Annotated in this window: 11 protein-coding genes; all 11 read right to left on the bottom strand. The window is 59.1% G+C overall.

Annotated elements, in window-relative coordinates; all coding sequences use genetic code 11:
- Window positions 1-53: 53 nt before the first annotated feature.
- Window positions 54-2678, bottom strand: a complete 2625-nt coding sequence (gene alaS / locus VCA57_RS11295) for an alanine--tRNA ligase (protein WP_411185122.1) — start codon at window positions 2676-2678, stop codon at window positions 54-56.
- 121 nt (window positions 2679-2799) lie between these two features.
- Window positions 2800-3804: a low-specificity L-threonine aldolase gene (gene ltaE / locus VCA57_RS11290; protein ID WP_411185121.1), complete on the bottom strand. Its 1005-nt coding sequence runs from the start codon at window positions 3802-3804 to the stop codon at window positions 2800-2802.
- Window positions 3805-4047: 243 nt separating this feature from the next.
- Window positions 4048-5058: a succinylglutamate desuccinylase gene (gene astE, locus VCA57_RS11285; protein WP_411185120.1), complete on the bottom strand. Its 1011-nt coding sequence runs from the start codon at window positions 5056-5058 to the stop codon at window positions 4048-4050.
- Window positions 5059-5067: 9 nt separating this feature from the next.
- Window positions 5068-5355, bottom strand: a complete 288-nt coding sequence (locus VCA57_RS11280) for a topoisomerase II (RefSeq protein ID WP_411185119.1) — start codon at window positions 5353-5355, stop codon at window positions 5068-5070.
- A 93-nt stretch (window positions 5356-5448) separates the two neighbouring features.
- Window positions 5449-6813, bottom strand: coding sequence for an N-succinylarginine dihydrolase (gene astB, locus VCA57_RS11275; protein WP_411185118.1), 1365 nt, complete (start codon window positions 6811-6813; stop codon window positions 5449-5451).
- On the bottom strand, window positions 6810-8273 hold the full coding sequence (astD, locus tag VCA57_RS11270; RefSeq protein WP_411185117.1) for a succinylglutamate-semialdehyde dehydrogenase: 1464 nt from the start codon (window positions 8271-8273) through the stop codon (window positions 6810-6812). Before astD ends, astB begins: the two co-directional genes overlap by 4 nt.
- A gap of 92 nt (window positions 8274-8365) precedes the next feature.
- On the bottom strand, window positions 8366-9382 hold the full coding sequence (gene astA / locus VCA57_RS11265) for an arginine N-succinyltransferase (RefSeq protein ID WP_411185116.1): 1017 nt from the start codon (window positions 9380-9382) through the stop codon (window positions 8366-8368).
- Between the two features lie 10 nt (window positions 9383-9392).
- Complete coding sequence (gene aruF / locus VCA57_RS11260; protein ID WP_411185115.1) at window positions 9393-10424, bottom strand: arginine/ornithine succinyltransferase subunit alpha; 1032 nt, start codon at window positions 10422-10424, stop codon at window positions 9393-9395.
- A gap of 172 nt (window positions 10425-10596) precedes the next feature.
- The gene (locus VCA57_RS11255) at window positions 10597-11817 is read right to left on the bottom strand and encodes an aspartate aminotransferase family protein (RefSeq protein ID WP_411185114.1); all 1221 of its coding nucleotides are present in this window, start codon (window positions 11815-11817) and stop codon (window positions 10597-10599) included.
- Between the two features lie 283 nt (window positions 11818-12100).
- Window positions 12101-13303 (bottom strand): patatin-like phospholipase family protein, encoded by a 1203-nt coding sequence (locus VCA57_RS11250; protein WP_411185113.1) that lies wholly within the window; start codon window positions 13301-13303, stop codon window positions 12101-12103.
- A gap of 112 nt (window positions 13304-13415) precedes the next feature.
- Window positions 13416-14342, bottom strand: a complete 927-nt coding sequence (locus VCA57_RS11245) for a lipid A biosynthesis lauroyl acyltransferase (RefSeq protein WP_411185112.1) — start codon at window positions 14340-14342, stop codon at window positions 13416-13418.
- Window positions 14343-14451 lie beyond the last annotated feature (109 nt).

Below are 14451 nucleotides of genomic sequence, written 5' to 3'. Positions count from 1 at the left end.
GGCCCGCCGGGCGCAGACCGAGCCTTGCAGAGAATATCTACGAAGCCTGGTGCTTAGAGACCTTGTTCAGCGAACGCTACAGCCAACGCCAGCGCACCATCCAATGCCGCAGCATCAACGCCGCCGCCCTGGGCCATGTCTGGACGACCGCCGCCCTTACCGCCCACGGCAGCAGCCGCCTGCTTCATAAGGTCACCCGCTTTCAGCTTGGCGGTCAGGTTCTGCGTCACACCGGCTACCAGTACAACTTTGTCGTCCTGTACGCCGCCGAGCAGGATCACCGCGCTGCCGAGCTTATTCTTCAACTGATCGACCATCGCCAGCAGCGCCTTACCATCCAAGCCATCGAGGCGCGCAGTCAGCACCTTGATGCCTTTGACGTCGACGGCTGAACCTGCAAGGTCATTACCTGCCGCACTAGCAGCCTTGGCCTTGAGCTGTTCCAGCTCTTTTTCCAGCTGACGGTTGCGCTCCAGCACACCGGCGAGCTTATCCAGCAGGTTGTCACGGCTGCCTTTGACCAGAGCCGCAGCTTCTTTCAGCTGCTCTTCCGCGCCATTTAGATAAGCAAAGGCTACTGCACCAGTGACGGCTTCAATACGTCGCACGCCTGCGGCCACGCCGCTTTCGCTGATAATTTTGAACAGACCAATATCACCGGTACGTTTGACGTGGGTACCGCCGCATAGCTCGACAGAGAAGTCACCGCCCATGCTCAGCACGCGCACCTGATCGCCGTACTTCTCACCGAACAGTGCCATGGCACCTTTAGCCTTGGCCGTTTCGATGTCGGTCTCCAGGGTTTCCACTTCGCTGTTAGCGCGCACTTCGCGGTTGACGATGGCTTCCAACTCTCTCAATTGCGCTGGCGTGATGGCCTCAAAGTGGCTGAAGTCAAAGCGCAGGCGCTGACTGTCAACCAGCGAGCCTTTCTGCGTAACGTGATCGCCCAGCACCTGGCGCAAGGCCGCGTGCAGCAAGTGAGTGGCCGAGTGATTGAGCGCAGTCGCCTGGCGTACGCTGGCATCCACTTCGGCTTTGACCGATGTGCCGACGCTCAGCCCGCCTTTAACAGCAACACCGTGGTGCAAGAACGCACCGCCAGCCTTAGTGGTATCACGCACGTCGAAACGCACGCCAGCACCTTCAAGGTAGCCGCAGTCACCCGCCTGACCACCGGACTCGGCGTAGAACGGCGTTTGATCGAGGACCACAACGCCCTCCTCGCCTTCGCCCAAGCTCTCCACTGCCTGGCCAGCCTTGAACAGCGCAACAATCTTGCCGCTGCCGCTGGTGCCTTGATAGCCGAGGAACGTCGTGTCGCTGTCGACCTTGACCAGCGCGTTGTAGTCCATGCCAAACGAGCTGGCAGAACGAGCGCGCTCGCGCTGCGCCTGCATTTCGCGCTCGAAGCCTTCCTCATCTAGAGTCAGCTCACGCTCACGGGCGATATCACCGGTGAGGTCCATCGGAAAGCCGAAGGTGTCATACAGCTTGAAGATCACATCACCAGGGATCACAGAGCCTTTCAGCTCGGCCAGGTCCTGCTCGAGGATTTTCAGCCCCTGTTCCAGAGTCTTGGCGAACTGCTCTTCTTCAGTCTTCAGTACGCGCTCAATGTGCGCCTGCTGTTGTTTCAACTCAGGGAAGGCATCGCCCATCTCGGCCACCAGCGCAGCAACGATTTGGTAGAAGAAGCTGCCCTTGGCACCCAACTTGTTACCGTGGCGGCAAGCGCGACGGATGATGCGGCGCAGCACATAACCACGACCTTCGTTGGATGGGGTCACGCCATCGGCAATCAGGAAGCCGCAGGAGCGAATGTGGTCAGCCACTACTTTCAGCGAAGCCTGACCTTCGTTGGCGCAACCAATAGCCTGAGCAGCAGCGTTGAGCAGGCTCTGGAACAGGTCAATTTCGTAGTTCGAGTTAACGTGCTGCAACACCGCACTAACGCGTTCCAGGCCCATACCGGTGTCCACGCTCGGCGCCGGCAGTGGGTGCAATACGCCATCGGCAGTCCGGTTGAACTGCATAAATACGTTGTTCCAGATTTCGATATAACGGTCGCCGTCTTCTTCTGGCGAACCGGGTGGGCCACCCCAGATGTGCTCGCCGTGGTCGAAGAAAATCTCGGTGCACGGGCCACACGGGCCGGTATCGCCCATCGTCCAAAAGTTGTCGGACGCATATGGCGCGCCCTTGTTGTCGCCAATGCGGATCATCCGCTCAGCCGGCACGCCTACTTCCTTGGCCCAGATATCATAGGCCTCGTCGTCCGTCGCGTAGACGGTCACCCAGAGCTTTTCTTTGGGCAGCTTCAGCCAGTTTTCACCGGTGAGAAACTCCCAAGCAAAGTGAATAGCATCACGCTTGAAATAGTCGCCAAAGCTGAAGTTGCCGAGCATTTCAAAGAACGTGTGGTGACGTGCGGTATAACCGACGTTTTCCAAGTCGTTATGCTTACCGCCGGCGCGCACGCACTTCTGGCTGGTGGCGGCGCGGGTGTAGGCGCGCTTCTCCAGGCCAAGGAAACAATCTTTGAACTGATTCATCCCCGCGTTGGTAAACAACAGGGTCGGGTCATTGCCCGGAATCAGGGAGCTGGAGGCGACACGGGTGTGTCCCTTCTGTTCGAAGAAGCTGAGGAAGGCTTCACGGATTTCTGCGCTTTTCATAGGAATCTTCCAAAAACCAGCGGCCACGACAAAGCCGGCAAAGGGCCGCATTATATCGGGCCTGCGCTAGGGGGCTAGTGCCTTTATTGATAGATAACAGCTATCAGCTGCCCTGCTTCATTCAACTCGCGCGAAATTCTGCAAAGGCGGCGACGACCTGATCGATAGCTGCAGCCGAAATATCCAAGTGCGTGACCATGCGCAGGCGCGCTGCGGCGCTCAGCTTGATGCCGCGCTCGGCGCAGAACGCCTGCAACGCACCGGCCTGTTCAGCAACCTGGACATAGACCATATTGGTCTGCACCGGCTCGACCATATAACCCAGCTCACGCAGACCGCTGGCCAGCCGCTCGGCATTAGTATGATCGTCGGCCAAGCGCGCCACCTGATGCTCCAGGGCATACAAACCGGCCGCCGCCAGCATGCCGGCCTGACGCATGCCACCGCCGACCATTTTGCGCAAACGCCGCGCCCGGCCAATCAGCTCGACTGAACCGCACAGCACCGAGCCAACCGGCGCACCGAGGCCCTTGGACAGACACACCGAGACCGAATCGAAGTATTGCGTAATCGCACGCGCCGGCACGCCCAGCTTGACCGCCGCGTTATATAGCCGTGCACCGTCCAGATGTAGGGCCAGGCCACGCCGCGTGGTCAGTTCGCGCGCTTCCTGCAGATATGCCTGCGGCAGCACCTTGCCCTGCATGGTGTTTTCCAGCGCCAGCAAGCGGGTACGGGCGAAGTGGAAGTCGTCCAGCTTGATTGCAGCTTCGACCTTGGCCAAATCCAGCGATCCGTCAGCTTCGCCCTCAATGGGTTGCGGCTGGATGGAGCCGAGCACCGCCGCTCCGCCGCCTTCATATTTATAGGTGTGCGCCTGCTGACCAACGATGTATTCGTCGCCGCGCGCGCAATGCGCCATCAACCCGAGCAGGTTGCTCATGGTGCCAGTGGGTACGAACAGCGCAGCCGCAAAACCCAGTTCGGCCGCCAGGTACTGCTCAAGACGATTAACGGTTGGATCTTCACCGTATACATCATCGCCCAGCTCGGCGGCCTGCATGGCTGCGCGCATACCTGGCGTCGGTTGGGTGACGGTGTCGCTGCGCAGGTCGATGATGGGCATGGCGGGCGGTCCTTGAACGAGGGAAACGACGATGCTAAAGCCCACCGAGGACGACAAACAAGGTACAGATCAAGCGAGAAAGCGCAGGACAGATTTCGCGTCAGGAGTTGGCGTGGCCCGGATTGTATACGGGCTACAGGCTTCGCTCGCCCATCGGGTCGCGCTAAAGCGCGTTAGCCGCAAACGGCTTGCCGAGCCTGTTTTTAACGCCGCAGGGCCGACGCGCAGCAGACCGTAACTGACTCAAGCCAGCTGCACGTCTTCAGCGGGAACAATCAGGATGCCGGCACGCAGGCCGTTTTTGACTTTTGGATTAGGGAAGATGATCCGCGTGCCTGGCTCATCCACCATCCAGCGGGTGTCACTCAAGTCCTCGGCCAGTAAATAACCAACCGGCAACTCCGTGAAGTTCTCGATATCCGCCGGCAAATGCAGCGTGAAGGCATCGCTGTGCTTGATTACCTCGCGAGCCACGGCAAATAGCTTTAACCCGCCAAGGTCATCGCTTGCCCCTGCAAGCTCACGCCCTTCAATCAGGGCCTGCAGATGCAGTTCAAGTAGATCCAGATTGACCAACTCGTTCTGCCCAAACGGTCTCGCCTTGCCCAATTCCAGAGTTAAAGCCTCTGCACCCAATTGGGTATAGGTATAGGCGCTGAAGGTTACCGAGCTCTTGTTATGCAGTAACACCGCCTCGATCCCGGCAGCGCTCAAGCGCGCCAGTTCACGCAGGCTGCGTGGACGCCCTTGCTGAAACGGGTAAAGGGCAAACTGCTCGATCTTCGAGGCACGAATCGCGGTGTGCAAGTCGTAGTGCAAGCGACTGCGCTCTGGCTTATTGAAAAAGGCCGCAGCCAGGTGCTCCAGGTCACAGGCACGCATGGCCTCAGCACCGGTGTGCTGATCGTGACGGCCGTTAAACAAACGATTGATGTCCTGCTCGACATAACGCTCGCCGCAACGCATGGCGGCGGGGTTACCGAACAGAAAGAGAATGCGGGCGCGCGGCTTCAGCTGATTGCGGGCAATGGCCTGCAACAGACGATCGAGCAACTCGATAGGCGCGGTTTCGTTGCCATGGATGCCTGCCGACAGCAGCAGGTCCTGACCATTGTCACTGGCCACCGGCGGCGTAACTTCTAACGCGCCTTCGGCCAGCCAACGCAAACGCGTACCCTCGGGTGTCAGTTGAATCTTCGCGGCGGGCTCATGGCCGACCAAGGTCAATTCAAGCAGTTTGCCGAGGGCAAGCATGGCGTTTCCTCAGTCGTGAGTGCAGTCTGGGCCGTGTACGTGATCGTCATCATCGCCAGGCTCAGCGGCTTCCATTTCCAACTCCAGGCTGACCAGATTGGTAGCCAGTGGACGCAGCAGCAGGTTGGCGTATTCGGCAGCGCCCTCCTCCACATCCACACCGATCATCAATTGGTTATTGCCAACCTGCTGAAACCAGATTTCCTGGCCTTGCCACATCACGGCAAAACGTGTGCAGGAGGTTTCCAGCTGGGTGCCGTCGGTGTCTTCAAGGATCAGTTGCAGGGCGTCGCTCATAAAATCTCCACAGGTATTGGCGTAGGGTGAATGGCGTTTTTACATCCACCATAAGCACGTCATGGTGGGTCGATAAAGCGTGACCCACGCTACTCAAGCTAATTGGAAGGGATAAACCGCACCCAGTTTAAGGATCTGCGTCAGTTCATCCAAGGCGGTGCGGCATTCGTTAAGCAATTGTGGATCAGCCAAGTCGTTTTCGCTCAGGCGATCACGGTAGTGTTTGTCGACCCAGATGTTGAGCGTGTCGTGCAGCGCCGGGGTCATAATCACCCCCTGATTGACTGCTGCCAGCTCGTACTCCTTGAGCGCCACGCGCAAGCGCAGGCAGGCTGGGCCACCGCCGTTTTGCATACTCTGTTTAAGGTCGAAGACCTGAACCTCACGGATCGGCCCATTGCTATTGGTTAAGCGTTGCAGATAACCCCAAACATTGGCGTTGTGGCGGCACTCTTCCGGCACAATCAGCAACATGCCGCCATCAGCACGACTAAGCAGCTGGCTATTGAACAGGTAGGATTTCACTGCATCCGCCACCGTCACGACCTCACGCGGCACACACACCGCCTGGAAGTTAGTACCACGGCGAGCAAGCTTGTCGCTCAGTTCAGCCAGCACCTTATCGGTATTGAGGAAGGCGTCCTGGTGATAGAACAACACCTCGCCATTGCCCACCGCAATCACATCGTTGTGGAACACGCCCTGATCGATCACCGCCGGGGTCTGCTGGGCGTAGACCACCGCCTCATCACTCAACCCATGCAGGCGAGCCACCGCTTGCGAGGCCTCCAGAGTTTGCCGCGCGGGGTAGCGCTGCGGAGCCGGGAAGCGGTTGTCGAAAGCGCTGCTGCCAAAAACGAAGAACTCCACACCGGCGTCACCATAGCCTTTGCAAAAGCGCGTGTGATTAGCCGCCCCCTCATCACCAAACTGACTAACAGCAGGCAACGCAGGGTGATGGGCAAAGTGCTGCTCGCTGGCGAACATCGCCGCCAACACACGACTGGTAGTGGGATGCTCAATCGAACGGTGAAATTTGCAGTTGAGATTGGCCGCAGTGAAATGCACGCGACCATCAGCGGTGTCAGCACTGGGGCTGACGGTACAGGCGTTGGCCGTCCACATGCTGGATGCCGAGCAACTGGCGACCAGCAACGGCATGGCCTCTTTCGCGGCTTTTTCGATCACCTGCGCGTCTGTCCCGGCAAAACCCAAGCTGCGTAGCACCGCGACGTTTGGGCGCTCCTGCGGGGCGAGCACGCCCTGCTTGAAGCCCATGTCCATCAGCGCCTTCATCTTGGCCAAACCCTGTTTGGCGGCCTCTTTCGGGTTGGACGCGACCTGACAGTTGCTCTGCGACGCGACGTTACCGTAAGACAAACCGCCATAGTTATGCGTCGGCCCGACCAGACCGTCAAAATTCACTTCATATGCAGAGGCATTAGACGCGTGGCTCACAGGCTTACTCCGGGGGTCAGCGTGGCGGGCAAACTCAGGCTGTCGGACTCCAGCGAGGCCACCGGATAAGCGCAATAATCGGCCGCGTAATAGGCGCTGGCGCGGTGATTACCGGAAGCGCCCACACCACCAAATGGTGCCGTACTGGCAGCACCGGTCAGCTGCTTGTTCCAATTGACGATGCCGGCGCGACTGTGCAGCCAGAACTGCTGGTAGCGCGCCTTGGAATCGGACAGCAAGCCAGCAGCCAGGCCGAACTGGGTGTTATTGGCCTCAGCAATGGCCGCCTCGAAATCGGCGTAGCGAATCACCTGCAGCAGCGGGCCGAAGAACTCCTCGTCCGGGCGCTCAGGCACCTCCGTCACATCGATAATCCCCGGGGTTAGCAAAGCCGCGCTCGGCAACAGTTGGGTCATTTCCAGCAACGGCTTGGCACCTTGAGCCAGCAGGTGCTGCTGCGCCTTGAGCAGATGCTGAGCAGCTGCCAAGGAGATCACCGAGCCCATAAAGGGTGCAGGCTGCGCATCGAAGCTGCCGACCTTGATACTCGCGGCAACCTCAACCAGACGCGCCAACAAACTATCGCCCCAAGCGCCCTGCGGCACCAGCAAGCGACGCGCACAGGTACAGCGCTGCCCGGCAGAAATAAAAGCCGACTGAATGATGCTGTACACCGCCGCATTGAGGTCTGTGACCTGATCGACCAGCAGCGGGTTGTTGCCACCCATCTCCAGGGCGAGAATCTTCTCTGGGCGGCCGGCAAATTGGCTGTGCAACAGGTTGCCGGTATGGCTGGAACCGGTAAAGAACAGACCATCGATGCCCTCATGCGCGGCCAGGGCTACACCCGTATTGCGCGCGCCCTGCAGCAGGTTGAGCACGCCTGCCGGCAAGCCGGCCTCAATCCAGCATTTAACCGTCAGCTCGGCGACTTTCGGCGTTAGCTCGCTGGGCTTGAACACCACGCAGTTGCCTGCCAACAGCGCCGGCACAATATGGCCGTTAGGCAGGTGACCGGGAAAATTGTACGGACCGAACACCGCCACCACACCATGCGGTTTGTGCCGCAACACAGCACTGGCGTCGGCCAGTGGCACACTCTTCTCGCCCGTACGCTCGCGGTAACTTTGAATCGAGATAGCAACCTTGTTGACCATGCTGGTGACTTCCGTAGCGGTTTCCCACAACGGTTTGCCGGTTTCCTCACCAATGCAGTAGCCCAGCGCATCAGCATGCTGTTTGAGCGTGGCAGCAAATTGCTCAAGCACGGCAATGCGCTCATCCAGCGAGCGCGAGGCCCAAGCAGGGAATGCGCGGCGAGCGGCCTGAACGGCGGCGTCAACCTGCACAGCGCTAGCCGCCTGACCTTGCCAGATAGCTTCCTGACTGACTGGATTGAGCGATGCCAAGGCCTCACCCTGGCCTGAGTGCCAGACACCGGCAATGTAATGAGTGCTCATTTTGTTTTATCACTCCCAGCAAGGTGTAGACCCGGCTACCCGCCGGACCGGCAATTAGATACAGCGGCGTTGCACTGTAGGGCTCCCGGCCTTCAGCTGCGGACGGCAATGGCTACCGCGCGCACCTGATCGCCTGCCGACATGCGCAAGCGCTTGGCCGTTTGCGCATCAACCACCAAGGTGCCGGCGGCCAAGCGCGCCGGTGCACTGGTAATCCGGCACTCCTCACGTTTGCGGTTGTGGATCAGAAACTGCGGCGCATCGTCGCCCGGAGTGCCAACAGCCAGCACCAGCACCTGACTGTCATGCACGGCACGGATTTTTGCGGTTTGCGCTTCAATGGCCGGACCAGCATCAAAGATGTCGACATAACCCTGATAGCTAAAACCCTCAGCCTTGAGCATGGTCAAGGCTGGCTCAGTATCCGGATGGACGCGACCGATGGTGTTGCGCGCATCTTCAGAGAGAAAGCAGGCATACAGCGGAAACTTGGGCATCAACTCAGCGATGAACGCCTTGTTACCCACACCAGTGAGGTAGTCCGCCTGACTGAACTCCATTTTGAAAAAGTGCCGCCCCAAGCATTCCCAGAAGGGTGAACGGCCCTGCTCATCGGACATGCCGCGCATCTCGGCAATCACTTTGTCGCCGAACAACTCACGGAACTCAGCAATAAACAAAAAGCGCGCCTTGGACAGTAAACGGCCGTTGAGACCGCTGCGCTGATCGCCACGCAAGAACAACGAGCACAGCTCGGAGTTGCCGGTCATGTCATTGGCCAGAAATAACGTAGGAATCTGCCGATGAATATTCAGCTCGCGGGAGGCACTCACCGTCAGGCCGACCCGGTAGTTGTACCAAGGCTCACGCAGGCCCACGGCCCCCGCAATGGCGGATATGCCCACCACCTCACCGTCATCGTCTTCCAGCACGAAGAGGTAATCAGCGTCAGCCCGAGCGACCTCGCCGCGAAAGGTTTTCTCGGCCCAGCCAACGCGGTGCGCCAGGCGTTCCTCGTTGGCAGGCAGCGTGGTCAAACCAGCACCGGTGCTGCGCGCCAGTTGGAACAGGGCCGGGAGATCAGTGTTGCGCACAGGACGAACGATCATGGGTAACTCCTTAAACCGCAACCAGGCGTACGCTGACGCCTTCGCCGACACCCAGGGCTTCGGCGGCCGCAACACTTAGGCTGACCGGCTTGCCAGGCACCCAATCCAGTTCGGCCACAATCGCGCGGAAATCCTGCAACTGACCGCTACAGACCAAATACTCGCGGCCACCCTTAACCGGCTCACGCCCGTCACCGGCAGCAACCTGCACCGGCACCACACGGCTCTGGGCAATCGAGCGCACGCTTGAGGTGCGTGCGTGCAGCGTCGGGCCGCCGTCAAAAATGTCGATGTAATGATCAGTTTCAAAGCCTTCGCGCATCAGAATGTCAAAGCTGACCTGCGCGCGCGGATGCACCTGCCCCATGGCTTCCTGCGCCTCGTCCGGCAACAGCGGCACATAAATCGGGTAATGCGGCATCAGTTCGGCAAGGAAGGTACGGCTCTTCAAACCACACAAGCGCTCTGCCTCGCTGTAATTCATATCAAAGAAGTTACGCCCCACAGCATCCCAAAATGGCGAGTCGCCCGCCTCGTCGCTGTAACCGACGACTTCCACCACTACTGCATCGGCAAAACGCTCTGGGTGGTTGGCCAAAAACAGCAAGCGTCCACGGGAGTTGAGCTCCGACCACGCGGTATTTACCAGCGGTCGCTCAACATAGAAGCTGGTCAGCAGGCTGTTGCCGGTGAGGTCGTGGCACAGCGAGAGCACGTGGATCTTGTTATGGATTTTCAACTCACGGGAGTTGTGCACGAAGGTTTCGTTGCGAAAGCTGTAAAACGGCTCGGAATAACCGGCTGAAGCGACAATCCCCGAGCAGCCGACCAAGCGACCACTTTCGCTGTCTTCAAGGACGAAAAAGTAGCGTTCTTCACCGTTGAAACTTACTTCGGCAGTAAACGAGGCCTCGGAAGCCGCTATTTTTTCGCGCAGCCGATCACTGTCATCCGGCAGTGAAGTCACACCAACCGGGCTGTCCGCGGCAAGACGTTGCACTTCAGCAAGGTCGGCCATTTGCGCGGGGCGCATCACCAGCATGGTGTCACTCCTGTTGAGAAAAGTGCCTGAAACGCTAAGCCGCGCTGCAGAACAAGCCGCAGACAAGGCCTGCGGCACAAACACAAACTGGCTTCCTTGCGGTTAGTTCAACCCGTCCATGGGTCGAGCAAGCACTACCTGATCCGCCCTGACAGGACGACTCAGACATGCATCAGGCTTGGCTCAGCTTGGCCACAGCCCGTTCGAAGCGCGCCAGGCCTTCGTCGATATCCGCATCTTCAACCACCAGGCTCGGGGCAAAACGCACCACATCCGGACCGGCCTGCAACACCATCACACCTTCGGCAGCGGCCGCATCGAAAATCGCCTTGGCCTTACCTTTCCAGGCCTCAGAGAGCACTGCGCCGATCAACAGACCAAGACCGCGTACCTCACTGAACACGCCGTATTGCTGGGCGATCTGCTCCAGTTTGGTTTTGAAGCGCTGATGCTTAGCCTTCACCCCGGCCAATACTTCAGGGGTATTGATGGTATCGATGACTGCCTCGCCCACCGCACACGCCAGCGGGTTGCCGCCGTAGGTGGTGCCGTGCGTACCAACGGCCAGATGCTTGGCCAACTCGTTGGTGGTGAGCATCGCGCCAATCGGGAAACCACCGCCCAGGCTCTTGGCGCTGGAGAGGATGTCTGGAGTCACGCCGTAATGCTGGTAGGCAAACAGCGAACCACTACGGCCCATACCGCTTTGCACTTCATCGAACACCAACAGCGCATTGTGCTTATCACACAGCTCACGCGCCGCTTGCAGATACGCCAAGTCAGCCGGCAACACGCCGCCTTCACCCTGGATCGGCTCTAACACCACGGCACAGGTTTTATCCGATACGGCCGCCTTAAGCGCCTCGATATCGTTATAGGGGATATGGCTGATACCTTGAATCTTCGGCCCGAAACCGTCGGAATACTTCGGCTGACCACCAACACTGACAGTAAACAGGGTGCGACCGTGGAAGCTGTTGGTCGCCGCGATAATCTCGCATTTTTCTGCGCCGAATTTATCGAACGCGACGCGACGGGCCAGCTTGAACGCGGCCTCGTTGGCTTCGGCACCGGAGTTACAGAAGAACACGCGGTCGGCGAAAGTAGCGTCAATGAGTTTCTTGGCCAGGCGCAAAGCAGGCTCGTTGGTGAACACGTTGGACACGTGCCAGAGGTTGCCAGCCTGCTCGGTTAGCGCCTTAACCAGTGCTGGATGGGCGTGCCCCAGCACGTTGACGGCAATGCCGCCGGCAAAGTCGATCAGCTCGCGACCGCTTTGATCCCATACTCGCGAACCAGCGCCGCGCACAGGGATAAAGGCAGCGGGTGCATAGTTGGGCACCATCACCTGGTCGAAATCGGCGCGCTGCACCGGGTCGTGCTGAACGGACATCTGAACTCTCCTGACGAGGAACGCCTGTATCAAAAGCAGGCGGTAAACGGATTGTAGGGACTGGCACCGGGCCGGCATTGCCGCCATGCGACAACTTCTTACAGCGCCAACCCGAGGCCAACCGCTGCTTTCGCAAATGCGACAGAAAGCATCGGGAAGGCGCAGTTTAAATGCAGCCCGCCGCCTTGGCGCGGTTTTATCCGCAGACACAAAGGGATTTTTTATCACCGAGTGCGCCGTCTAGAGCTCGCGGTGCAATAGCCCGAACAGCAAACGGTGATTTTTACGCAGTAACCGGCACGACCATGGGCACTGGCGGGCTGTCCAAGCCAAGAAATTCGACCAACTGAGTCTTTTGCGCCATGGCGTCCTGATACCCCAACTCAATCAACTCGTTGCAGTACCCCGGCTCGAACAACAGGTAACTCAACACCCCCGCGCCGCTGGCCTTGGTCGCACCCGGCCCACGCAGGAAAAGACGTAAAGCCTTGGGCAGCTCATGACGGTGACGCGCGGCAATCAGGTCTAACGGCTGGCTAGGTGCAATCACCATCACATCCACAGGTTTAAGGCCAAGACCGCGCGGCTGAAGCTCAGGCGGGATCAGCCGGCCCATCTGATTGAGCCGCTCCAGCAGCTCAATATCGCTTTCCAGGCTGTCGATAAAGGTGCTGTTGAGCATGTGCCCACTGATCTGCGCCAGGCTAGGCGGCCGGCTCTGCTGCGGACGCGCCACTGGCAGTTGAGCCTGCGAATTTGACGAGTTACCACTCACACCGACTACCAATACGCGACTGGCCCCCAGGTGCAAAGCCGGGCTGATCGGTGCGGACTGGCGCACCGCACCATCACCAAAATATTCACGGTTGATTTTTACCGGCGGAAAAATCAGCGGAATCGAGGCACTGGCCAGCAAATGCTCAAGCGCCAAACGCGTCGGCACACCAACCCGCCGATGGCGAAACCAGGGATCAATGGTGGCACGCCCCTGATAAAAGGTTACCGCCTGCCCTGTTTCATAGCCGAACGCCGTTACTGCCACTGCACGCAACTGACGACGCCGCACTGCAGCAGCGATCCCGCTAAAATCCAGCTCACGCGCCAGCAGTTCAGCCAGCGGTGAGCTATCAAGTAGTGCTACCGGCACCTGCCCACCCAGGCCTAACAAACTGTGGCCAATAAAACGACTGGCCTGACGCAAAACGCCAGGCCAGTCGCTGCGGTACACCTGATGGGTATGAAAGCCCTGCCAAACATTAGTCAGACGGCGCACTGCCTCGGTAAAGTGCAATGCACCGCACGCCAGCCCAACCGCATTGATGGCCCCGGCCGACGTACCGACGATAACCGGAAAGGGATTGTAGGCGGCATCAGGCAGCAGATCGGCAATGGCCGTCAGCACCCCTACCTGATAAGCCGCCCGAGCGCCGCCGCCGGAAAGAATCAGCCCAGTAACCGGCTGACTGGTTGAAGCACGCTGCGGCATAGGCTAATTCTCGTTATTTTTCGCCAGTATAGGAGCCTGGCCAGCGCACACGGAACCACCAACCACCAAGAAAACCCTTGCCCAGCTCACAGCCCACCAATCGGATGGTAGCTCAGCGCTTCTTCTTATAGATCTTCGGCTCACCCTCGGGCCGCGTTTTGAAACGCCGGTGTGCCCACAGATATTGCTCAGGGCACGCGCAGATGGCCTGCTCGATCCACTGATTGACCCGCAGACAATCAGCCTCCTCGCTTTCACCAGGAAAGTCCGCCAGCTGCGGATGAATCACCAACCGATAGCCCTGGCCATTCGGCAAGCGCTGCTGAGTAAAGGGGATAACCTGGGCACGGCCCATGCGGGCGAACTTGCTGGTGGCCGTCACGGTTGCCGCTGGCACACCAAACAGCGGCACAAATACACTGCGCTGTGCGCCGTAATCCTGATCCGGCGCATACCACACCACCCCGCCTGCACGCAGCAGCTTAAGCATGCCACGCACGTCATCACGACCAATCACCCCCAGCAAACGCTGCTCACGGCCGCGGCGCTGCATATAGTCAAACAGCGGATTTTTGTGCGGGCGGTACATGCCGTACATGTTCTGCGCCATACCAAGCAAGCCGCCGCCCATCTCCAGCGTGGTGAAGTGCAGTGCCATAAGGATTACGCCCTGGCCATTAGCCTCCGCCTGGCGTAAATGCTCCAGCCCTTCGATAGAGCCCAGGCGGCGTAACCGCTCGGCTGGCCACCACCACGCAATGGCCATTTCAAAGAAGGTAATCCCGGTCGAGGCGAAGTTTTCCTTTAATAGCGTTTTGCGCTCGGCAACGGTCATCTGTGGGAAGCACAGTTTCAGGTTGCGCGCGGCAATCTTGCGTCGCGAGCTGGCCAGGCGGTACATCCCGGCCCCCAATCCGCGCCCCAGCCACAACAGCACCTTATAAGGCAGCTGGGCAATCAGCCACAGCAATCCCAGGCCCAGCCATAACAGCCAGAAACGCGGATGAAGAAAATAAGCGCGAAATACAGGGCGATCCATAAAACAGGTCCGAGGCACGCAACAAGGCGCGGCATTCTATCAGGACTTTAGCCAAGCCCCGGTTTTGCTGTGCGCAACTTGCGAGCGCGCGGCGTTCTCGCTATAAGTC

Source organism: Pseudomonas sp. (assembly GCF_046581935.1).
Lineage (GTDB): Bacteria > Pseudomonadota > Gammaproteobacteria > Pseudomonadales > Pseudomonadaceae > Aquipseudomonas.
The sequence above is the reverse complement of the archived record's forward strand: the minus strand, read 5'-3'. Positions and strand labels throughout refer to the sequence as shown.